The 20,898-nt window shown below is 64.1% G+C and carries 19 protein-coding genes and 1 tRNA gene; 12 read left to right on the top strand and 8 right to left on the bottom strand.

Annotated elements, in window-relative coordinates:
* Positions 1–30: 30 nt before the first annotated feature.
* Entirely contained in the window at positions 31–741 is a 711-nt protein-coding gene (locus tag ACO076_RS02145; RefSeq protein ID WP_421725094.1) for a helix-turn-helix domain-containing protein, read from the bottom strand.
* Positions 742–840: 99 nt separating this feature from the next.
* On the opposite strand from ACO076_RS02145, the gene ACO076_RS02140 reads away from it, so the two are divergent.
* The gene (locus ACO076_RS02140) at positions 841–2,391 is read left to right on the top strand and encodes a PAS domain S-box protein (protein WP_421725093.1); all 1,551 of its coding nucleotides are present in this window, start codon (positions 841–843) and stop codon (positions 2,389–2,391) included.
* Positions 2,381–3,007 carry a response regulator FixJ gene (fixJ, locus tag ACO076_RS02135; RefSeq protein WP_421725092.1) on the top strand — a complete coding sequence of 209 codons (627 nt, stop codon included), beginning with the start codon at positions 2,381–2,383 and terminating at the stop codon, positions 3,005–3,007. Before ACO076_RS02140 ends, fixJ begins: the two co-directional genes overlap by 11 nt.
* Positions 3,008–4,641: 1,634 nt before the next feature.
* Here the strand turns inward: fixJ and ccoS are convergent.
* Genes ccoS through ccoG form a run of 4 tightly spaced genes read right to left on the bottom strand, consistent with a single transcriptional unit; the run spans position 4,642 to position 9,007 of the window.
* Positions 4,642–4,806, bottom strand: a complete 165-nt coding sequence (gene ccoS / locus ACO076_RS02130; RefSeq protein WP_421725091.1) for a cbb3-type cytochrome oxidase assembly protein CcoS — start codon at positions 4,804–4,806, stop codon at positions 4,642–4,644.
* The gene (locus ACO076_RS02125; protein ID WP_421725090.1) at positions 4,803–7,019 is read right to left on the bottom strand and encodes a heavy metal translocating P-type ATPase; all 2,217 of its coding nucleotides are present in this window, start codon (positions 7,017–7,019) and stop codon (positions 4,803–4,805) included. Before ACO076_RS02125 ends, ccoS begins: the two co-directional genes overlap by 4 nt.
* Positions 7,020–7,028: 9 nt before the next feature.
* Positions 7,029–7,550, bottom strand: coding sequence for a FixH family protein (locus tag ACO076_RS02120; RefSeq protein WP_421725089.1), 522 nt, complete (start codon positions 7,548–7,550; stop codon positions 7,029–7,031).
* Complete coding sequence (gene ccoG, locus ACO076_RS02115; RefSeq protein ID WP_421725088.1) at positions 7,547–9,007, bottom strand: cytochrome c oxidase accessory protein CcoG; 1,461 nt, start codon at positions 9,005–9,007, stop codon at positions 7,547–7,549. The genes ACO076_RS02120 and ccoG overlap by 4 nt, the downstream gene beginning before the upstream one ends.
* Positions 9,008–9,727: 720 nt before the next feature.
* Between ccoG and ACO076_RS02110 the strand changes: the two genes are divergently transcribed.
* A complete protein-coding gene (locus ACO076_RS02110) occupies positions 9,728–10,873 on the top strand; it encodes a nucleoside hydrolase (RefSeq protein ID WP_421725087.1) in 1,146 nt (381 codons plus the stop codon).
* A 258-nt stretch (positions 10,874–11,131) separates the two neighbouring features.
* Here ACO076_RS02110 and ACO076_RS02105 read toward each other — a convergent pair.
* A tRNA-Arg gene (locus ACO076_RS02105) sits at positions 11,132–11,208 on the bottom strand.
* Positions 11,209–11,495: 287 nt separating this feature from the next.
* On the opposite strand from ACO076_RS02105, the gene ACO076_RS02100 reads away from it, so the two are divergent.
* The 5 genes from ACO076_RS02100 (at position 11,496) to ACO076_RS02080 (ending at position 15,914) form a co-directional block, all read left to right on the top strand.
* Positions 11,496–12,731 (top strand): hypothetical protein, encoded by a 1,236-nt coding sequence (locus ACO076_RS02100; protein WP_421725086.1) that lies wholly within the window; start codon positions 11,496–11,498, stop codon positions 12,729–12,731.
* A gap of 70 nt (positions 12,732–12,801) precedes the next feature.
* Positions 12,802–13,095 (top strand): hypothetical protein, encoded by a 294-nt coding sequence (locus ACO076_RS02095; RefSeq protein ID WP_421725085.1) that lies wholly within the window; start codon positions 12,802–12,804, stop codon positions 13,093–13,095.
* A gap of 87 nt (positions 13,096–13,182) precedes the next feature.
* Positions 13,183–14,421 carry an MFS transporter gene (locus ACO076_RS02090; RefSeq protein ID WP_421725084.1) on the top strand — a complete coding sequence of 413 codons (1,239 nt, stop codon included), beginning with the start codon at positions 13,183–13,185 and terminating at the stop codon, positions 14,419–14,421.
* Positions 14,422–14,508: 87 nt separating this feature from the next.
* Positions 14,509–15,096, top strand: a complete 588-nt coding sequence (locus tag ACO076_RS02085; RefSeq protein WP_421725083.1) for a glutathione S-transferase family protein — start codon at positions 14,509–14,511, stop codon at positions 15,094–15,096.
* Entirely contained in the window at positions 15,093–15,914 is an 822-nt protein-coding gene (locus ACO076_RS02080) for an RNA polymerase sigma factor (RefSeq protein ID WP_421725082.1), read from the top strand. Before ACO076_RS02085 ends, ACO076_RS02080 begins: the two co-directional genes overlap by 4 nt.
* A 16-nt stretch (positions 15,915–15,930) precedes the next feature.
* Here the strand turns inward: ACO076_RS02080 and ACO076_RS02075 are convergent, their stop codons facing one another.
* A complete protein-coding gene (locus ACO076_RS02075) occupies positions 15,931–16,221 on the bottom strand; it encodes a Dabb family protein (RefSeq protein ID WP_421725081.1) in 291 nt (96 codons plus the stop codon).
* A gap of 128 nt (positions 16,222–16,349) precedes the next feature.
* Here ACO076_RS02075 and ACO076_RS02070 point away from each other — a divergent pair, with 128 nt between their 5' ends.
* Positions 16,350–16,847 (top strand): Crp/Fnr family transcriptional regulator, encoded by a 498-nt coding sequence (locus ACO076_RS02070; protein ID WP_421725080.1) that lies wholly within the window; start codon positions 16,350–16,352, stop codon positions 16,845–16,847.
* A 41-nt stretch (positions 16,848–16,888) separates the two neighbouring features.
* On the opposite strand, the gene ACO076_RS02065 is transcribed toward ACO076_RS02070, so the two are convergent.
* Positions 16,889–17,506, bottom strand: a complete 618-nt coding sequence (locus tag ACO076_RS02065) for a glutathione S-transferase family protein (protein ID WP_421725079.1) — start codon at positions 17,504–17,506, stop codon at positions 16,889–16,891.
* Positions 17,507–17,603: 97 nt separating this feature from the next.
* On the opposite strand from ACO076_RS02065, the gene ACO076_RS02060 reads away from it, so the two are divergent.
* Genes ACO076_RS02060 through ACO076_RS02050 form a run of 3 tightly spaced genes read left to right on the top strand, consistent with a single transcriptional unit; the run spans position 17,604 to position 20,887 of the window.
* The gene (locus tag ACO076_RS02060; protein WP_421725078.1) at positions 17,604–17,999 is read left to right on the top strand and encodes a winged helix-turn-helix transcriptional regulator; all 396 of its coding nucleotides are present in this window, start codon (positions 17,604–17,606) and stop codon (positions 17,997–17,999) included.
* 60 nt (positions 18,000–18,059) lie between these two features.
* Positions 18,060–19,889, top strand: a complete 1,830-nt coding sequence (lepA, locus tag ACO076_RS02055; protein WP_421725077.1) for a translation elongation factor 4 — start codon at positions 18,060–18,062, stop codon at positions 19,887–19,889.
* Between the two features lie 5 nt (positions 19,890–19,894).
* The gene (locus ACO076_RS02050; protein ID WP_421725076.1) at positions 19,895–20,887 is read left to right on the top strand and encodes an FG-GAP repeat domain-containing protein; all 993 of its coding nucleotides are present in this window, start codon (positions 19,895–19,897) and stop codon (positions 20,885–20,887) included.
* Positions 20,888–20,898: the final 11 nt, after the last annotated feature.

The following is a 20,898-nucleotide window of genomic DNA, read 5'->3' as shown; positions in this document are numbered from 1 at the left end:
GCTCGTGCGGCGCCCGAAACCCAGCGCGGCTCAGGCGTTCAGCCGCCTCAGCGCCCGCTTGTCGGAGAGCACGATGCGCCGCGAGCTTGGGATTTCGATCGCCGCGTCGTCTTCGAGCCGGGTCAGCGTCCGCGACACGGTTTCGATGGTCAGCCCGAGGTAGTCGGCGATATCCTGTCGCGACATCGGCAACTCGACGACGATGTCGGCGCGGTTGCGCCCGGCCATGTCGAGGAGGAAGGTCGCGACCCGTTCCTGGGCCCGTTTGCGGCCGAGGAGGAGCAGGTGGTCCTGCGCTCGTTTCAGGTCCTTGGCGGTGTGGTTCCAGAGCGCGCTGGCAAGCGCGGCGTCGGATGAGGCCATCGATACCACCGCGCTGCGGCTGGCGACGATCACCACCGAGTCGGCGATCGCCTCTGCGGTGAACTGCCGCTCGTCGCCGACCTCGAGGCCGAAGACATCGCCCTGGATGTGGAAGTCGCCGATCTGGCGGCGCCCGTCGCTCAGCAGCTTGTAAGTCCGAACCGCACCGGATACGACCAGATAGACGTTCTCGATCGGCTCGCCTTCGCCATAAATCTCGGAGTTGCGGCTGTAGCGATGTTGCACGCCGGTCTTCGTGAGCGCTGCGGGCAGGGGCTTCTGGGCCGTTTCCGCTGGTTGCGGCGGGCGGCTGACCGAAATCGGCTGATGAGCGCTGTTCGGCTGATACGCACTGTGGAGTGATTCCTGATGCAACATGGCGGATCGGTTCCCCTTCCTCGACTTCACCTTAGAAAGATTTAAGCTCAGCCGTGCCGCTCTTGAATTCGGGTAACTTCCCTACGGGAAATCCCGTAGATGGCGCGAAGGACCGCGATGGCGCAGGTTGAAGAACGGAGTCGCGTTTGGCCGACGGCCCCCCGCTTGCCGGCGGCCGGTCCGGCGCTGCTTCGTTACGGCCTCCCCTTCGTCACCGTCGCTGTCGCCATCCTGGCCTGCGCGTCGATCTGCGGCAGCGCCGGGGAGCCGTCGCTCTTCCTGTTCGCGACCGTCGCGGTGCTCATCTCGGCGGCTTATGGCGGCCTCGGTCCGGGCTTGCTCGCCGTCACCCTGACGCTGATCGCCGCCTTCGTCATCGCCAATGTCTCCGGTGGCCAGGTCGATATCATCAAGGCCCTGGTGTTCACATTCCTCGGCGGCGGCATCGCCACCATGGGCGAACGGCAACACCGGTTCCGGGCCGAAATCGAGGCATTTGCCAACGACCTGATCGCCCGCGAGGCGCACCTGAAGTCGGTTCTCGAGACGGTGCCGGACGCGACCGTGGTGATCGACGAGACCGGCGTCATCCAATCGTTCAGTCGCGCCGCCGAGCGCCTTTTCGGTATCACCGCGGACGAGGCCATTGGCGAGAACGTCAACATCCTCATGCCGTCGCCGTATCGTGAGGAGCACCAGGGTTACATCGAACGCTACCTGAAAACCGGCGAACGCCGGATCATCGGCATCGGCCGGATCGTCGCCGGCCAACGTGCCGACGGGTCGACGTTTCCGATGGAGCTTGCGGTCGGCGAAATGCGCTCCGGCGATGTGCGCTACTTCACCGGATTCGTGCGCGACCTGACCGAACGCCAGGCGACCGAGATGCGGCTGCAGGAGCTGCAGTCGGAACTGGTGCACATCTCCCGTCTCACGGCCATGGGCGAGATGGCGTCCACGCTTGCCCACGAGATCAACCAGCCCTTGTCGGCGATCACCAACTACATCAGCGGCTCGCGGCGGCTGTTGGAGAAGAGTAGTGATCCGGCGGCCGGCAAGCTGCGCGACGCGCTCGACAAGGCCGGCGATCAGGCGTTGCGCGCCGGGCAGATCATCCGGCGGCTGCGCGAATTCGTCAGCCGCGGCGAAAGCGAGAAACGCGCCGAGAGTCTGGCCAAGCTGATCGAGGAGTCCACCGCGCTGGCTCTCGTAGGCGCGAAGGAGCGCGGCGTGCACGTGCACTTCGATGTCGCGCCCGACGTCAACCACGTCCTGGCGGATCGGGTTCAGATCGAGCAGGTGTTGCTCAACCTGGTTCGCAACGCGATCGAGGCGATGAGCGAGGCGGACTCGGCGGAAAAGCTGCTGACCGTAGCGGCCGAGCGGGTGCCCGATAGCCATTTGGTCGAGGTCAGGGTGACCGATACCGGGCCGGGTATCACGCCGGATGTCGCCGAGAACCTGTTCACCCCGTTCATGACGACCAAGGCGAATGGCATGGGGGTTGGCCTGTCGATTTCACGAACCATCGTGACCGCGCATGGCGGAACCATCTCGGTCGAGACCGAGCTTGGGGTCGGAACGACATTCCGCTTCACATTGCCGACCGCGGGGCTCGACCCCCAACTCGATAGCGAAGATGACGACTGATCCGATTGTCCACATCGTCGACGACGACGAGAACGTCCGCGACTCCCTGTCGTTCCTGCTCGAGACCGCTGGCCAGACGGTGCTCGCCTTCGACTCGGCCGCTGCTCTTCTCCACAAGGCATCGGCGGGCATGACCGGGTGCGTGGTCACCGACGTGCGGATGCCGGAGATGACGGGAACGGAGCTGCTGGCCGGGCTCAAGCAAGCCGGCATCGACGTGCCGGTCATCGTCATCACCGGTCATGGCGATGTGCCGCTGGCGGTCGAGGCGATGAAGCTCGGCGCCTTCGACTTCATCGAGAAGCCGTTCGACGATGCGACGATCGTTGCCGCGATCGAGGCGGCGCTGCGCGAGGAGGCGCGACGGGCGAAGAACGAAGCCGGCAAAGCAGATGTGGTTGCCCGGCTATCGACCCTCTCCCAGCGCGAACGGCAAGTGCTCGACGGGCTGGTCACCGGCCTGCCCAACAAGACCATCGCCTTCGATCTCGGCATCAGCCCGCGAACGGTCGAGGTCTACCGCGCCAACGTCATGAGCAAGATGGAGGCCGGCAGCCTGTCCGACCTGGTCCGCATGGCGCTGCTCGCCGGCGTCGTATCCGCCGGCGACGGGTAGCGACGGACGGGCGATCTGCGTCGCCACTTTTCCGAACGCGACATGGGCGCAGCCCTCCCTCTCCCCTGGTGGGAGAGAGCCTGCCCCCGGCTCGATCGGGGGGCAGGTTTGGCTTGGCGAGGTACGAGCTTAGGCAAACCGGGTGAGGGGTGAGACCCTTTGGCGCTTGGTCGGCACCGCCAACACCCCTCACCAAGCTCGGCTAAGCCGGCTCCGCCGCCAAGCCTCGCTATCCTCTCCCACAAGGGGAGAGGAAACGCCACCGCCCGTTCCTGCGAAGCCTGCCCCGACGTGATCGAAGGGACGCACCACACTCCCACCGATCGTCCCCACGGAGGTGGGGACCCAGTCCTTCAGATCACACGAACGCTGTCGTTCTGGATTCCCGCGTCCGCGGGAATGTGCGGCGAGAGGCGGAGGTCCGGCATGATGGGGCGCGGGAGCGGGACCATCTCTTTTCCCTCATGGGATTCCTCTGCGGATGTCGCCGTGCGCCAAGACCCCTCTCCCCCCTTGCGTCGCAAGGGAAGGGGCAAGCCGACGTCTTCCGGCGCGAGGCGGGGGGGCCTGTTTCACATCGGCGTCGCAGTCACTGGCACCATGCTCGCTGAGGTCATGCCCGGACTTGATCCGGGCATCCACGCGAACACCGCAGATCGGGGAGGCGCACCCCGTCGCCAAGACGTGGATGGCCGGGGCAAGCCCGGCCATGACGACGGAGGCGGTTTCGGACGGCAGCACCACCACCCTGTCGTCACCCACCATCGTCGTCCTCCGGCTTGTCTTGATGGATTGGTGCAAGATGGAGTGGCTTGCGGGAACGCACTGCGTCTTTCGAGGCTCGGGCTATGCCCTCGCACCTCAAGATGAGGCCGATGATGTTCGCGTTCCAAGTCGATACGCCAACCACCTGTGCCTTCCCTCATGCTGAGGAGCTTCGCGGAGCGAAGCCTCGAAGCACGTACCACACCCCGACCACTCGTTCCCGCGGAAGCGGAAATGAGCGGCGAGAGACGGAGGTCCGGTATGATGGGCACGCGGGAGCGGGATCGTCCCTTTTCCCTCATGGCATCCCTCTGCGGATGTCGCCGTGCGACAAAACCCCTCTCCCCCCTTGCGTCGCGAGGGAAGGGGCAAGCCGATGTCTTCCGGCGCGAGGCGGGGGGCCTGTTTCACATCGGCGTCGCAGTCACTGGCACCATGCTCGCGGACGTCATGCCCGGACTTGATCCGGGCATCCACGCGAACACCGCAGATCGGGGAGGCGCACCCCGTCGCCAAGACGTGGATGGCCGGGGCAAGCCCGGCCATGACGGTGGTGGCGGTTTCGGACGGCAGCACCACCGCCCTGTCGTCACCCGCCATCGTCGTCCTCCGGCTTGACCGGAGGACCGGGTTTCACGGCATCCGGCTGGGCATTGAAGCGCGGCGGTGCGGGCACGAGGATGCCAGGGTCTTCACCGAGCCGGCGGTTTCAACGGGTCCTCTGGTCAAGCCAGAGGACGACGGTGAGGGAGGGCCAACCGTATATGCAAAGCCGTCGTGCCCACGTACACCCGCCTAGCGGACCGGCGGTTTCAACGGGTCTCTGGTCAAGCCGGAGGACGGAGGGCCAACTGTATGCACGAAGCCCTTCAGGACCGCCTCTTGCCGTCCTCGACATCCCCGTCGTCGAGCACGCGCAAGGCAGCCCCGTCGAGGTCTTCGTATTGGCCGTTGCGGAGCGACCAGAGGAAGGCAACCAGCCCGGCGAGGCCGAGCAGCAGCGCGAGCGGGACGAGGAACAGCAGCACCGTCATGCCGCGGCCTCCGCGGTTTGCTCGACCGTCGTGGTGCCAGCTGATGGCCGACGTTCGCGGCGTGAGCGGCCGCGCAGCGCGTTGAGGGTTACCGCGATCGACGAGCCGGACATCGCCAGCGCCGCGATCAGCGGGGTGACAAATCCGAACACCGCGAGCGGCACCGCGGCGAAGTTATAGACCGTCGACAACGCAAGGTTCTGGTTCATCAGCCGTCGCGCCCGTTTGCCGATGTCGAGGGCATCCACCACCGGCGAAAGGCGCTCGCCAAGGAACACGGCATCAGCTTGCGCCTGGGCGATATCGACCGCGCTGATCGGCGAAAGCGAGACGTGGGCGGCGGCCAGCGCCGGGGCGTCGTTCAGGCCGTCGCCGATCATCGCCACCTGCCGGCCTTCGGCCGCGAGGGCTTCGAGCGCGGCGATCTTGTCGGCCGGCTTCATCCCCGCCGCATAGGGCAGATCGAGTGCGGCCGCGATCGCCGCCGCGGCCGGTTCGTTGTCGCCGGAGAGGATGCGGCAGTCGTAGCCCCGGGCCTTGAGGTCGGCGACCACTGAAACCGCGTCGACCTTGAGCGTCTGACGGACCACAAAGACGGCGGTTTCGTTGCCGCGGCGATAGGCGATGGTCGAGCCGTCGGGGGCATCCGGGTCGATCGGCACGTTGCAGAAAGCGGGGCTGCCGAGGCGGGCCTCGACCCCATCGACTTTCGCGATGATCCCTTGGCCGGGTTCTTCCTGTACCGCGTCGATCGACACGGCCGGACCGCTATGGGCGGAAAGGGCAACGGACAGGGGATGCCGGCTTTCGGCGGCGAGCCTTGCCGCGCGGGCGACCAGCGGGCGCGGATAGTCGTCAAGGTTGGCGACCCTCATATCCGGGGTGGTCAGCGTGCCGGTCTTGTCGAAGACGATGGTGTCGGCCTCGGCGAGCCGCTCCAGCGCGTCGCCGGTGTTGAGGTAGATGCCCTTGCGGAACAGGGAACCCGCGGCCACCACCTGCACTGCCGGGACGGCAAGGGCCAGCGCGCACGGACAGGTGATGATCAGCACGGCGGTGGCGATCAGCACCGCCTGATGGATATCGGCGCCGGCAAGCAACCAGCCGATCGCGGCGAACAGCGCGGTCAGGTGAACCACCGGCGCGTAGAGGCGGGCGGCGCGGTCGGCGAGCTGCACCCGCCGCGATCGCGCCTCGGTTGCCTTGTCGAGGAGAACCTGGACCTCGTCGACGAACGAACCGCCGGCGGCCGCCGAAGCCCGGACGGTGAGGGCGCCGCTCCGGTTCAGCGTTCCAGCGTACACCGTGTCGCCTTCGTCGATCGGGCGCGGCGTGGTTTCGCCGGTTACCAGGCTCTCATCGACGCTCGACGCGCCGCCTGTAACCACGCCATCGGCCGCGATCCGCTCGCCTGGCGCGACCCGGATCGTGTCGCCGACGCGGATCGAAGCGGCCGCGACCGGGCGGGTCGAGCCGTCGGCTTCGACGATTTCCGCCGTCTCGCCCTTGAGCGCGGCAAGGTTCCCGGCCAGCGCCCGGGTCTTGCGGCGCATCGCCTGGTCGAGGGTGCGCCCGGCGAGCAGGAAGAACAGCAGCATGATCGCGCTGTCGAAATAGGCGTGCTCGGCCGAGATCGCGGTTTCGTAGAGCGAAACGCCGAGCGCCAGCAAGACGCCGATCGAGATCGGGACGTCCATGTTGGTGCGCCCGGCGCGGAGCGCCTTGAAGGCGCTCTGGAAGAACGGCTGGCCGGCATAGGCCGCCGCCGGCAGGGCGATCAGTGCCGACAGCCAGTGAAAGATGTCGCGGGTCTCTGGCGTGATGTCGGAGGCGTTGCCGGCCCATACCGAGACCGACAGGAGCATGATGTTCATCGCCGCGAAGCCGGCGACCGCCAGCGCCCGTAAGAGCCGCTTCATCTCCGCGTCACTGGTGTCCTCGACCGCGCGCGCGGTAAACGGATGCGCCTTGTAACCGGCGTCGGCCAGCGTATCGATCAGCACCGAGGGTTCCAGCGATCCGGCTCGCCAATCGACCCCGATCCGTTTCAGCGAGAAGTTGACCCGCGCGTCTGTGACCCCGGCGACCGCCTTTAGCCGCCGCTCAATGCCGCTGATGCAGCCGGCGCAGTGCACGCCCTCGACCGCGAGGTCGAGATGGCAGGTGCCTTCGTTGCGCGAGGTCACATAGTGGGAGAGGTCGACGGCAGTCATCGGCAGGCCCTAGCGGACGCCGAGCTTGTTGCGGGACCGGAAGACGGTTTCGCCGTCCTGGACCACCGCGAGCTCGAGTCGCCACTGCCCGGTGGTCATCTCGGCGACACCCTCATATCGGCCACTGCCGATCGGGATCATGTCGAACGTCACGTCGCGGCGGCTGTCGACCAGATGGGCGAGCACGGCCTCGACTGTCGCGTTCGACACCGGGGTGCCGGAGGCGTCGGCGATGGTGACGGTGAGGCGTCGCTGGGCGTCGCCGGCGGTGTCGAGGACGTCGAGAACCCCGTCGACGGTCCAGCCGCGGGCCCGTTGGGCTTCCGCCGCGGCCGCGTTTTTGGAGTAATCGAGCCCGGCCTTGTAGGAACTCGGGGTGTCGACTCCGCCGAAGGTCGAGATCGCCGCCCGCATCATGAAGACGTTGACGACCATGATAAGACCGAAGAAAATCAATAACATAACCAGCACGGCGCGGCCTGTCAGGCGGCGCTCGGCGGTGCCCTGGATGGTTGGCGGGTGTGTCGTCATCGGCCGGCCCCCGGTCCACGGAAGTTGTCGGTGGCGGTCGCCGTTTCGCCGTCCGCCGTGTCGGTGATCACGAATGTCACCGGCACCGACGCGTCCGGCGGCGGCCGCGCGACGCTCACCACGACCCGCAGCTCGCGGGTCTGGTCGCCGCCGACCGTCACGGCCTGATCGCCGCCATCCGCATTGCTGGCGGTGACTTCGACGTTTGGGTCCGTCAGGCCCTCGACCGCGATCGTGAAGTTACGCGGTGTGTGGTGTTTGTTGAGAATCCGTACGGTGTAGGCATTGCGCACGCCACCGTCGGAGAGCATCACGAACTCCGGGTTTCGGTCGTGGATGACGTTGACGTCGCTCAGGGTGCGGGCCGACAGGGACCACACCATCACCGCGCCGACGAGCAAAATCATTACCGAATAGAGCAGGGTCCGCGGGCGCATGACCCGAGTGACCGGCTTTTCGCCATCCATGCGCCGATGGATGTTGATGTCGGTGTCGTAGGCGATCAGACGATGCGGCCGGTCGAGCCGCTCCATCACCGTGTCGCAGGCGTCGATACAGAGGCCGCATTGAATGCAGCCGAGGCTCGGACCGTTGCGAATATCGACGCCGGTCGGGCAGACGGCGACGCACTGATAGCAGTCGACGCAATCGCCGGCGGCTTCGCCACGCGCCCTCGCGGCGACGGACTTCTTGGCCGACATCCGCGGCTCGCCGCGATCGTAGCGATAGGTGACGTTGAAGGCGTCCTCGTCGGTCAGCGCCGCCTGAATGCGCGGCCACGGGCACATGTAGAGACAGACCTGCTCGCGCATGTGGCCGGCGAGCGCGTAGGTCGTGAAGGTGAGGATGCCAATCCACAAGTAAGCAACGAACGGCGCCTGAAGCGTCGCCAGGTCATAGACGAGCGTCGGCGCGTCGGAGAAGTAGAGAACCCACGCTCCTCCGGTCCACCAGGCGGTTAGCAGCCACAGGGTATGCTTGACGGCCTTCCGGGCCGCGAGCTGCGGCGTCAGCTTGCCGGCGTCGTTGTGGATGCGTTCGCGGCGGTCGCCTTCGGTCCATCGTTCGATGGTGAGGAAGAGATCCGTCCACACCGTCTGCGGACAGAGATAGCCGCACCAGACGCGACCGGCGACGGCGTTCATCAGGAACAGAACCAGGGCGGCGAGGATGAGCAGGCCGGTGACGTAGTAGATCTCCTGCGGCCAGATCTCGATGAAGAAGAAGTAAAACCGTCGCCCCGGCAGGTCGATCAACACCGCCTGGTCCGGCGCTCCGGGGCCGCGGTCCCAGCGGATAAACGGTGTGAAATAGTAGATTCCGAGGGTAACGATCAGCACCGCCCATTTGATCCGCCGGAAAGTGCCATGCACACTTTGCGGGTAGATCTTCTGGTGCTTCTCGTAAAACGAATGGCCGCCGTCTTCAACGTCTTCGACCTTGGCGGAGATGCTCATGGCTGCAGCTAAACCTTATAGCGCCGGCCGCGACCGTGCGACAGCGCCGAATCCCCGGCTTTGACATGGATCAAGCGCGAAAGTCGGCCTCGTCGACGCCGGACCGACGCCGCAATCGACGGGCTGGCAGCAGCCGGCAGCGTCCGGCCCGTTGATGGCTTGATCGTAACGGTTTCACATCGGAATCGCGATGGGTATGGAGTTTGGCCGAGGCATGACCCGCGGCGATTTGCGCATGCGAGGTCCGCGGTCTGGAGGAAGGGAAAACCAGGTGACGGAGCTTTTCATCGGATTGGATGCGGGATCTTCGGTTTGCAAGGCCGCGGCGTTCGACACGTCCGGGACGATGGTGGCGGTCGCGTCCGAGCCGACACCTCTTGCGCGGACCGGTGACGGGCGGGTCGAAAGAGACGCCTGCAATCACAACCGGTTTTCGTTGCATATCGGAATGCGCACGACCGCCGAACCGTTGGCGGATGCGATCCTGCTTGTCGATCGCCGAAACGGCATCTTGCCGGAGTTCACCTCGAGAAAACCAGCATCGCCATAGGCGCAGACATGCGTACAGACGCTACCCAGCTGCTTACGCGGTTTTGCCACGTAAGCACCGATTGTGCTCATGCGGGAGTCGCTAATATCTTGGTTCGACATGGGAAGGCGACTTCGTGCCCGCTCGGACTCGCTTTCCGCGAATGGGTTGCACAGCATACCCGTCTGTGCATGCTCGACCGCGTGGCAGAGCTTCGCATGGGAATCCCCGGCCCGATGTCTAGACGCCGAGCAGTTCTTGTTTTGCTCATCTTTGGGATATTGGCTTCGACTGTACGTTCGGCGCAAAGCGACGCTCCATGGATTATCGATACGGACATGGGAATAGACGATTGGACGGCTATTCTTTACATGCTGGAAAATGACAATACGCTGGTTTCTGCCATCACGGTCAACGGAAGTGGACTATCGCGGTGTCCGATTGCGGGCGAAAATGCAGCGCGGCTGGCGGCGCTGGCCAAGCATGGCGAGGGCATTCCGGTTGCGTGCGGTTCAGTTTCGCCAGCGGATGGCTTCAACAGCTACCCCGTCGAATGGCGTGACGCTAGCGATGAAGTCTTGGGACTTTCAGCTTTGCTACCGCCGACTTCTGAGTTCGACGCTCAACAAACCGCAATCGGTTTGCTGGCCCGCGTTCTCGAAGACGCAGATGCGCCGGTTGCAATACTGTCTCTGGGGCCGATGACAAATCTTGCTAGGTTTTTGGACGCACATCCCCAGCTTGCGACGAAAATTCTAAAGATCGTCGCAATGGGAGGTGCGGTAGATGTTCCTGGCAACGTTCAGGTGCCGGGATTCACAGAAGACAATCCAAACACGTCCGCCGAGTGGAATTTCTATATTGACCCGGTCTCTGTCCAAAAAGTCTTTGAAAGTGGCGTTCCGGTGACAATTGTACCGCTAGACGCCAACGAGTCAGTGCCCCTTACGAGCTCGTTCATTGAACGTGTCCAAGCGACGGATAGCCCATCGGCGAAGTTTCTTTCGGCTGTTTACGCGAACATCCAAGGCCGACAGTCAATCGGCGAATATTATCAGTGGGATCCTCTTGCTGCGGTGGTCAGCCAGAATGAATCGCTTTGCGAGATGGAAACACGCAGGCTGACAGTGGTCGCTGACACCGTTGATACGGAACCAAAAAACAGCCAACAAACAGCGCTCCCTCTCGTAAACTGGCGCGGCGAGGCACGCCAAGTAATTGATCCCGAGGCCGGCGGAAGCTTGGTCAGTTCTCCTAGCGCGCCGAACATCAATGTCTGCATGCATGTGGGCCCTAAGGATTTCGAAGCCGAATTCATCAGGGCGATTAGGCATTAGCCTCTGATACAATTTCTGCTCTGTTGTGGAACCATATCTTCGCTTGTGCTGTCGTGCATAAGGCCGTGATGGGTCACTCACAGACCCTCGCCGCCACCGCTTCCAATGTCCGCCAATGAGCAATCTTCGGACGCTTGGGATGGCCCGCGGACGCTCGCCCTCGGTCGTCTTTCGCCTATCATGCGCTCTGCTGTGAGCGCGGTGGGTCAAGGCGCCGCCAACGGGTGCCCTATAAGTTATTGTTACATTTGAGAGTTTTGGCGCACCCGACAGGATTCGAACCTGTGACCTCTGCCTTCGGAGGGCAGCGCTCTATCCAGCTGAGCTACGGGTGCGTTCGCGCCTTCATACCCCAGGCGACGCGGAGCAACAATCACCGTTCTGCAGATCGACCAACGCTGTCCGGTCGGCCACGGGTTTCGGCATGGCGATCGCCAACGTGTCTGCCCGGTACAAGGTGGTCATTCATGACCGATCCTCTTTCCGCCGGCGTTGACCCTGCCCCAGCGAGCGTCTAACCAGCGGCTCCCGGCTCGGCCAACGTTTCCCGAAGCGACCAATGACAGTCTATTTCCAAAGATCCGACGGTCTTGGCAGCAGGCTCATCGGATTGGTCGGAGCAATGCGGGTCGCTGAACGGCTCGGCACGGACTTCCGGTTCCACTGGCCGGCAATGCCGACCCAGCACACCGGTGCGAGTGGCCGCGTCGACGATGTCTTTGCACCCGAATTCGCGGCAGCTTTTCACATCGGCAGCGTCCGCGATCGCGATCGAGAAGCCATGCTCGACGACCGTGAGATCGGAAGCGCGACTTTTGCAGCGGCGCAAGCGAGTCAAACGTTCCGCGAGAACGACGTCTTCCTCGACTATGTCGGGCTTCCGCGATTCGGCGACGAGTCGGAAGAGATTGTGGAGCGCGAAGCCGCAACGGTCCACAAGCAAATCCGATTTGCAACACCCGTCGTAGAGGCGACCGACGCGGCGGCGGATGCCTTCGCTTCACGATTTGGCGACGCCCGGACGATGGCAATCCACCTGCGTCTCGGTGACGTTGGCGGCCCGCTCGCCAGGATCGAACGCTATGGCTACCGGTATCTGCCGATCGACCATTATCGGCGGGCAATAGAGGTTTTCGCCCCTCGTTTCGATGCGATTGTTCTCTTCACCAATGATCGCGATGCGGCGACAGGGCTGACGGAGGCATCCCCCAAGATCATGCCATCTTGGGATGTCTTTGCCGGATCGCGCCTGACGGGCGTTCAGGCGGCATTTGCCGACATGGCGATGATGGGACAATGCGACGAGATCTTCGCGCCGCCCGCGTCCTCTTTCTCTCGCGCACCGAGCATCTTTCACGCCAAGCCGTTGCGGTCGCTGGAGAGCATCTTCTCAAGCGACGAGATTTTAGAGGAATGGCGGTCATGGCGGAAGGACTTCATCACCTACGCGGGTGACGTATCTTACATCGTCACCGCTACGAACCTGCTGCTCTCCGGCCACGCCAAACAGGCGCTGCGGCTGCTGAAACCGGTGATGGAGCGGGTCGGTAATGACTGGGTGTATGAGCGGATGCTGCGCCCCCTCTATCCGCTCTGCCTCTGGCGAGCGGGGCGAAAGGCGCGGGCCATCGACGCGGCCGAGGAGGCTCTGTCTCACGGAATCGAGAACGATGTTTTACTGGCGCAGCTCTATACGCGCTGGGCGAGAAAGGTTGACCCGAAACGAGCACTTGCCGTGAAGAACGAGATTGCCAAGCTTCGACCCGCCGGTATTGGATCGCTGCGACAGGAAATCAGGAAGGCGCCTTGGCTGGGCCAATACCGGCTCAAATCGATGCTGCGCCGGAATCGACGATAATCAACTGCCGCCGTTTTGCCGTTTTAGCCGGTGTTTAGTGCCTGCCGTGGGGTAGGAGAAGGATGATTCGGTGCGAAGAGTTCTGGTTATAGCGGCCGCGGGCGTGGTCGCCGGCTGTGCGAGCCTGGGCGGCGGGGGGTCGGGCAGCGACAGAGGCATCTGGGTCCGGACCGATGGCCAATCGGGTCGCGATAATCCGGCGCTGGCGCAGCAATTCGAGGCGGACAAGGCATCGTGCTCGGATCGCGGACAGGTGAATCAGTTGTGCATGGCGCACCGCGGCTATGTCCTCGTTCCGGAGAGCCAGGCGGCGGCGAAGGCGGCCGAGTTCCGGGCGGCAGCGGCGGCGCGCGCCGGCGGCTAATCCGGCTGAGGTTTTTCCCGGCGCTTCCAACTTCGGCGGCGATGGCGTAGGCAGGTCACTCCTGCCTCCGACCAAAAGCCGACTCCCATGATCGACGATCACGCGGCGCCCCAACCTGCGTGGGGTGCTCTTCAGCATCGCGGCTTCGCGCTGTTCTGGGTGTCGCGGCTCTGTACTACGTTCGCCACCCAGATGGTCAGCGTCGCAGTTGGCTGGCAGGTCTATGACCTGACCCGCGATCCGTTCGACCTCGGCCTGGTCGGGCTGGTGCAGTTCGCGCCCGCGCTTTTGCTGGTGCTGGTCACCGGCGCGGCATCGGATCGGTTCAGCCGGCGCCTGATCGTCCTGATCTGCCAGATCGCGGAAGCCGCATCGGCGGGGATCCTTCTCTATCTCGTCGTCTCCGAAACGGTCACCGTGTCCGCCATCTTCGCGACCCTGGCGGTCTTCGGTGTTGCGCGCGCCTTCATGAACCCGGCATCGCAGTCCCTCATCCCCAATCTCGTTCCGCCCGAGGCACTGGCCAGCGCCATCGCGCTGAGTGCGTCCTCATGGCAAGTGGCGGTGATCCTCGGGCCTGTCGCCGGCGGCCTGCTCTACGGTGTCGGTCCCGACATCGCTTATGGGACTGCGCTATTTCTGTTCGGCATCTCCGCCCTGCTCATTGTCTTTGTGCCGCGCCCGCCGCAAAAGACGCTGAGCGAGCCGGCTAACTGGTCAACTATCGTCGCGGGGTTTCGTTACATCTGGCGCGAGAAGATCGTGCTGGGCGCCATCTCCATGGACCTGTTCGCGGTTCTGCTCGGCGGGGCGGTGGCGTTACTTCCGGCGTTCGCGCGCGACATCCTCGAGGTCGGTCCCTGGGGATTGGGGCTGCTGCGAGCGGCTCCGGGTATGGGTGCCGTCGTCGTCGCGGCCTATCTGGCGGTCCGGCCGCTGCGCGATCATGCCGGGCTGATCATGTTTGTCTGCGTCGCTCTCTTCGGACTCGCCAATCTGATCTTCGGACTGTCTACGGCGGTCTGGTTGTCGGTGGTCGCGCTGGCGCTCGCCGGTGCGTTCGACATGGTCAGCGTTTATGTCCGCGAGACGCTGATCCAGCTCTGGACCCCCGATGCGGTGCGCGGCCGGGTGAACGCGGTCAACATGGTGTTCATTGGGGCCAGCAACGAGCTCGGTGAATTCCGGGCCGGATCGATGGCGGCGCTGATCGGCGTCGTTCCCGCCGTGGTGGTCGGCGGGGTGGGAACGGTCGCCGTCGCCGTCCTGTGGATGATCTGGTTTCCGGCCCTGCGTCGCGCCCGGCACCTCAGTGGCCGGTTCTGATAAGCTTATATATTTCAATAGATTGGCGGAATCTCGGGTCGCGTGCGTCTAATTAAGGGTCAACACCTTGAACCCCGGAGACCCATTATGAGCACCGTTGAAATCTATGGCTTCCCGCCGAGCACCTACACCCAGACCGCCATACTTGCCGCTGTCGAGAAGGGCGCGCCTTATTCGCTGGCGCCGGTCGAGTTTGGATCGCCAAATCATCGGGCGCTGCATCCGTTCGCCAAGATACCGGTGATGGTTCATGGCGACGTGCGTCTCTACGAGTCGGCGGCGATCGCCGTCTACCTGGACGAGACGTTTGACGGTCCGGGTTTGCGGCCGGTCGATCCGGTCGACCGCGCGCGAATGTGGCAGATCGCGACGTCGGCCGTCGACTATTTCTATGGGCCGCTGGTTCGCGACACGCTCGCCCATATGCAAGGTGGCCAGGCGCCGGACCCTGCGCCGCGCGACCATGTACTGGATGTGCTGGAGGACTTGGCCGGCCAAAGCGACTATCTTGCCGGTGGAGCGGTCTCCATCGCCGATCTGATGGTCCTGCCGATGGTGCGGTTTCAGATCGGGGCTGCTGAGGGCTCGGACCTGCTTGCGTCGCGGCGGAACCTCGCCGCGTGGTTCGAACGGATGGGCGAACGCGCGAGCGTGAAGTCGCTGGAGGCTGCATGAGCACGCACGCCAAGGAACGCAAGACCAGCGAAGGCGGCGACCGTGCCGCCTTCGAGCGTGAAGTCGCGGCGGCGCTGCCGGTGGTGCGGGCAACCGTCCGACGAATGGTCGGCCACCCGGAAGATAGCGAGGACATCGTCCAGGAGGCACTTGGCAAGGCGTGGGCATCCTACGCTAGCTTTCGCCGCGAGTCGGCCTTCGCGACGTGGCTCACCACAATCGCGACGCGACTCGCCGTCGATCACTTGCGCAAGGCCAAGCGCTGGCGACCCGAAGCCCAGATCGCCTATGCGAACCTGGCCGCTGCCGACGAATCCTACCAGCAGGAGGTCCTGTCGGTTTTTGCCGCGCCTGACTTTTCCTTCGAGGTTCGCGAACACGTTGCCTATTGCTTCGCCTGCGTCGGACGTTCGCTTCCGGCCGATGAGCAGGCGGCACTGGTGCTGGCCGATGTCATGGATATGTCCGCGCGCGAGGCGGCCAAGGTCCTCGGTGTGTCGGAGTCCGTGTTCCGCCATCGTCTCGCAGCAGCCCGGCAGACGATGCGCGATCGTTACGAAAACCTCTGCGCACTCGTTTCCAAGACCGGCATGTGCCACCAGTGCAAGGGCCTTCGCCAGATCGCAGCGGAAGACCGCCGCGGCGGTGCCATCCCGGACATCACTGATTACGCGGATCGCCTTGCTGCAGTTCGGAGCGCAGATTTTGCCCGGGGTCCGAATGCGGCGCTCCACGATCTATTCTGGCGGCGTACGAACGAGATCGAGGAGGCCGGTTCCGGTTCGACGAAGCCGGAAAACACATGCGGTTCGGAATGAGGGATCGCGGGGCGCGCTACATCGGCGCGTAGTCGACCTCGAGAAAGTCGTCGACTTCGTTCATCCATCGGTCGCGCACAAATGTGACGTGGTCGGGGTGAGTATTATAGCCGTCATAGGCAGCCTGGTCGGCGAACTCCATTGAAATGCCGTAACTGAAATCGTTCTTAGGGCTGACCTCGCGCAGGAGTTCGAAGGCCTCGACACCGGGAATCGCCGCGAGCGCTTTCGCTGCGTCGTGAAAGGCTTTCTCTTCCGCAGAACCGACCGGGTGTTTTAGGCGGAAGACGACGGTGTGGCGGATCATAATGTCTCCTTATCTCGATGACGGCGGTCGTCGGCAAATCGTGGTGCGGGACGCCGCTGGCGCTTGACGCTGCCGGCGCGGGGCAGGACAGTGGCACTGACTGACCGGGGCAGCAAGGATCGACTTCAATGAACGCTTACGATGTGATCAAGGCGACTCCGTTTTTCGCCGACGTGCTCGACGATGCCGAAATGAAAATCCTCTCAGATCATGCGCGCATCGTGTCTTTGGCGCCCGGCGAGAGCCTTATCCAGGAGGACGGTCCGGGGCATTCGATGTTTGTCGTCGTCGACGGTAAGGCGGATGTCACGGTGAGGGACGAAACCGGAGCCGTGGCGGTGCTGGAGAAGGGAAGCATCGTCGGCGAGATGTCGCTGCTGACGGGCGAGCCCCGTAACGCAACAGTGACGGCAACCGAAACGCTGAGTGTGCTCGAAGTCGACAAGTCGGCCCTGGCCAACGTGTTGTGGATGTCACCGGACCTCGTCGACCGGTTCGTGGACATGCTGATGCGCCGTCAACGGGAGCTTGACCGGATGGTGGGGGGCGTCGCCTGGGGCATGCTGCGCCCCGGCAAGGCGGAATTGACCAAGAAGATTCGCGACTTCCTCCAGACGACGGAGTAGGGCCGGCGACCCGCTCGGGCCGCCGGCTTGTGGAGGGGCTGTTACGCTGCGAGGGCTTTGGGTCCCCAGCTTTCCCGCGCCGACAGGCGGGTCAGCCATCCGCCGAGGTTCGGAAGAGGATCGACGGACAGCTTGCCGACATCGGCGACCTCCGCCGTCGTGCCGATCGCGATGTCGGCGACCGTGAAGGTGTCGCCGGCGATCCACAGCCGGTTGGCGAGACTGGCATCAAGGACCGCGGCAAAGCGGTTGAAGTCGGCCTCGGCTTTTGCATACCGCTCTGGGTCGAACGCGGCACCTGGAATCTGGGGCTTGAAGACGACTTCAAAGACGGCGGCGAAGATCGCCGGCTCGAGGTGACTGGCGTTCCAGAACATCCAGCGCAGGACCTCGGTTCGGTCGCGACCGGCCGGCGGGAACAGCGAACTGCGATGGCGCTCAGCCAGATCGATGATGATCGCCGGCGATTCCCACTGATCCCGGCCATCGAGTTCGACGACCGGCAGCTTGCCGTTCGGGTTCCTGGCGAGGAACTCCGGGGTCTTGTGTTCGCCGGTAGTGAAATCGATCGGCACCGTTTCGTTTTCCAGACCCAGCTCGCGGGACAGGACGTGGACACGTTTCGTGTTGGTGGAGATTGGGTTTGTGTAGACTTTCATCGGATGGCTCATGTTTGTCCCCTGAAGTGAGTTGCGTTTCGCAACTTACTATACCTAGCCGATTGAGTCTCCTTTTGCAACTCACTATATGACTGAAATGCCTAAAGACCTCCCCGCGCGCTCGCGCTGTCCCATCGCCACGGCACTGGACATCATCGGGGACAAGTGGACGCTGGTCGTCGTCCGCGACATGATCGCTGGCCGGCGGCGTTTCTCGGAGTTCCTCGAGAGCCCGGAAGGCATCAAGCGCAACATCCTGACCGATCGGCTGAAACGACTGGAGGCGTTCGGAATCCTTCGCCGTCATAGGTACCAGGAGCGGCCGGAACGGTTCGAGTATCGACTGACGAAGCGCGGGGCGGCGCTGTTGCCGGTCATCCAGGCGATCGCGGTGTGGGGCCACGCCACGGTGCCGGAGACCTGGGAACCCGGTCCGGATTTCCTCGCGGCGAAGCCCGACGACTTCGTTTCCGACAAGGATGATACGCCGTAAGTGCGGCCCCCCTTTGTCTGGCGGTGCGCCGATGTTACATGCCGCCTTATGACCGAAGCATTGAAGACAGATACCGTGGTGCGGCCGGCACCGGAGCCGATCGATACGATCCGCAACTTCGCCATCATCGCCCACATCGATCACGGCAAGTCGACGCTCGCCGACCGCCTGATCCAGATGTGTGGCGGGCTCAGCGAACGCGAGATGAAAGAGCAGGTGCTCGATTCCCTCGACATCGAGCGGGAGCGCGGCATCACCATCAAGGCGCAGACCGTGCGCCTGAGTTATCGGGCGAAGGACGGCAGGGACTATACGCTCAACCTCATCGATACCCCCGGCCATGTCGATTTCGCCTACGAGGTGAACCGGTCACTCGCTGCCTGCGAAGGTTCACTGCTGGTGGTCGACGCTAGCCAGGGCGTGGAGGCGCAGACGCTCGCCAACGTCTATCAGGCACTCGACAACGATCACGAGATCGTCCCGGTCCTGAACAAGGTCGACCTGCCGGCGGCGGAGCCGGAGCGGATCAAGCAGCAGATCGAGGACGTGATCGGCCTCGATGCTAGTGACGCTATCGAGATTTCCGCCAAAACGGGACAGGGTGTCACGGACGTCCTCGAAGCGATCGTCACCCGTCTGCCGCCGCCGAGAGGCGATGTCGAAGCGCCGCTCAAGGCGCTGCTGGTCGATTCCTGGTACGACGCCTATCTCGGAGTCGTCGTCCTGGTTCGGGTCATCGACGGTGTATTACGCAAGGGCATGCGCATCCGGCTGATGGGAACCGGCGCCGCCCACGATGTCGACAAGGTCGGCGTCTTCACCCCGCGGCTGGTCGACCGGCCGGAGCTCAAGCCCGGCGAACTGGGCTTTCTCACCGCCTCGATCAAGGAAGTCGCCGACACCGCGGTCGGCGACACCATCACCGACGATCGCCAACCGGCCGAGACGCCGCTCCCCGGCTTCCGGCCGGCGCAGCCGGTGGTGTTCTGCGGCATCTTCCCTGTCGACGCCGCCGACTTCGAGAATCTGCGCGCGGCGATCGCCAAGTTACGGCTCAACGATGCAGCGTTCACGGCGGAGATGGAAACCTCGGCCGCGCTCGGGTTCGGCTTCCGCTGCGGTTTCCTCGGGTTGCTCCATCTCGAAATCGTCCAGGAGCGTCTGAGCCGCGAGTTCGACCTCGACCTGATCGCGACCGCGCCGTCGGTGGTCTATCGCATCACGCTCACCAACGGCGAGGAGATCGAACTTCACAATCCGGCTGACATGCCGGATCCGGTCAAGGTGCGCGAGATCGCCGAACCGTGGCTCCGCGCCACGATCATGACCCCGGACGAATATCTCGGCGGCATCCTGAAACTCTGTCAGGAGCGGCGGGGCGTCCAGGTCGACCTCTCCTATGTCGGCAACCGTGCCATGGTGCAGTACGATTTGCCGCTCAACGAGGTTGTGTTCGATTTCTACGATCGCCTGAAATCGGTTTCGAAAGGCTATGCCTCGTTCGACTACCAACTCACCGACTACCGGGTCGGCGATCTGGTCAAGATGCAGATCCTGGTCAACGGCGAGCCGGTCGACGCATTGTCGGTGCTGGTTCACCGGAGCCAGGCCGAGCGCCGCGGCCGGGCGATGTGCGAGAAGCTCAAGGAACTGATCCCGCCGCACATGTTCCAGGTGCCGATCCAGGCGGCGCTCGGCGGCAAGGTCATCGCCCGCGAAACGATCCGCGCCCTGCGTAAGGACGTGCTCGCGAAATGTTATGGCGGGGACGTGACCCGCAAGCGCAAGCTTCTGGAGAAGCAGAAGGAAGGCAAGAAGAAGATGCGGCAGTTCGGCAAGGTCGAGATTCCGCAGGAAGCCTTCATCGCTGCGTTGAAGATGGACGAATAGGGGTGGTGCCGACGCTCTCCCTTGCATTGCTCATCGCCGCCGCGGTTGCGTCCGTATCGCCGGCTCATGCTTCGGCGTGGATCGTCGAACGCCTGAACCTTCCCGGCCCTGTCACCGAACTCCGCCAAGACGGGCCTGCGGTCTACGTGAAAGCCGGGGGTTGGATCCGGCTTGAGGCATGCGATGGCGGGATTTGCCGCGCGGACGCGACGCCGCCCGCCATCTCATCGGCTCCCGACGGCATCCCTCATGGCGCGATCGCGACCGGCACCGGAAACGTCACCGAGGCCTGGTACGCCGAACCCACCGATCGTTACGGTCATGGCGTGCTCGGCGACCGGATTGAGGGCGGCGCTCTCACCGTGATCGCCGGCGGTGAGCGGCTGACCCACCGCCTCCACGATGATCACGTCTTCGAGGACCTGACACCGCGGATCGTCGACCTCGATGGCGACGGTGCCGAAGAAGTGGTCACCATCCGTGCGAATGTCAGGGAAGGTGCCGGATTGGCTGTCTATGGCGCCGCGGCCGGTAGGCTGTCGGAAGTTGCGGCTACCCCGACCATCGGCCGCGCCAATCGTTGGCTGAATGTGGCAGGTATCGCCGACTACAGTGGTGACGGGTCGCCGGACATCGCCATCGTCGTGACCCCGCACATCGGCGGGCGCCTCGAATTCTGGACTCTCGATGACGGCGGACTGGAGCGTCTCGACGCGGCGCGCGGATTCTCCAACCACGCCATCGGCTCGACCGAGTTGGCTCTCTCTGCGACCGTCGACATCGATGAGGATGGTGTCCTCGACCTTGTTGTACCGGATGCGAAACGAACGATCCTTCGGTTCGTTGCCGCGAAGGACGGGCGGATCTTGGACCTTGGTCAGGTACCGCTCGGTGGCCGGGCTGCGACGGCGATCGGCGTGATTGAACAGGGAGATCGACCGGTCTTCCTGCTCGGGTTGGAGAACGGTGTGGCGGTTGCCGTTCGCGCGTCTGACTGACCCAATCCTCT

The organism is Bauldia sp., from assembly GCF_965232525.1.
Classification (GTDB): Bacteria; Pseudomonadota; Alphaproteobacteria; order Rhizobiales; family Kaistiaceae; genus Bauldia.
Note: the sequence above shows the minus strand (reverse complement) of the source record. Positions and strands in the feature narration are given on the sequence as shown.

Coding starts and splice junctions, on each gene's coding strand:
- ACO076_RS02070 (WP_421725080.1), top strand. CDS start 16,350: ATGAACGCTTACGATGTGATCAAGGCGACTCCGTTTTTCGCCGACGTG.
- ACO076_RS02080 (WP_421725082.1), top strand. CDS start 15,093: ATGAGCACGCACGCCAAGGAACGCAAGACCAGCGAAGGCGGCGACCGT.
- ACO076_RS02140 (WP_421725093.1), top strand. CDS start 841: ATGGCGCGAAGGACCGCGATGGCGCAGGTTGAAGAACGGAGTCGCGTT.
- ACO076_RS02120 (WP_421725089.1), bottom strand. CDS start 7,550: ATGACGACACACCCGCCAACCATCCAGGGCACCGCCGAGCGCCGCCTG.
- ccoS (WP_421725091.1), bottom strand. CDS start 4,806: ATGACGGTGCTGCTGTTCCTCGTCCCGCTCGCGCTGCTGCTCGGCCTC.
- ACO076_RS02090 (WP_421725084.1), top strand. CDS start 13,183: ATGATCGACGATCACGCGGCGCCCCAACCTGCGTGGGGTGCTCTTCAG.
- ccoG (WP_421725088.1), bottom strand. CDS start 9,007: ATGAGCATCTCCGCCAAGGTCGAAGACGTTGAAGACGGCGGCCATTCG.
- ACO076_RS02125 (WP_421725090.1), bottom strand. CDS start 7,019: ATGACTGCCGTCGACCTCTCCCACTATGTGACCTCGCGCAACGAAGGC.
- ACO076_RS02075 (WP_421725081.1), bottom strand. CDS start 16,221: ATGATCCGCCACACCGTCGTCTTCCGCCTAAAACACCCGGTCGGTTCT.
- ACO076_RS02060 (WP_421725078.1), top strand. CDS start 17,604: ATGCCTAAAGACCTCCCCGCGCGCTCGCGCTGTCCCATCGCCACGGCA.
- ACO076_RS02110 (WP_421725087.1), top strand. CDS start 9,728: ATGCTCGACCGCGTGGCAGAGCTTCGCATGGGAATCCCCGGCCCGATG.
- ACO076_RS02145 (WP_421725094.1), bottom strand. CDS start 741: ATGTTGCATCAGGAATCACTCCACAGTGCGTATCAGCCGAACAGCGCT.
- fixJ (WP_421725092.1), top strand. CDS start 2,381: ATGACGACTGATCCGATTGTCCACATCGTCGACGACGACGAGAACGTC.
- ACO076_RS02085 (WP_421725083.1), top strand. CDS start 14,509: ATGAGCACCGTTGAAATCTATGGCTTCCCGCCGAGCACCTACACCCAG.
- ACO076_RS02065 (WP_421725079.1), bottom strand. CDS start 17,506: ATGAAAGTCTACACAAACCCAATCTCCACCAACACGAAACGTGTCCAC.
- ACO076_RS02100 (WP_421725086.1), top strand. CDS start 11,496: ATGCGGGTCGCTGAACGGCTCGGCACGGACTTCCGGTTCCACTGGCCG.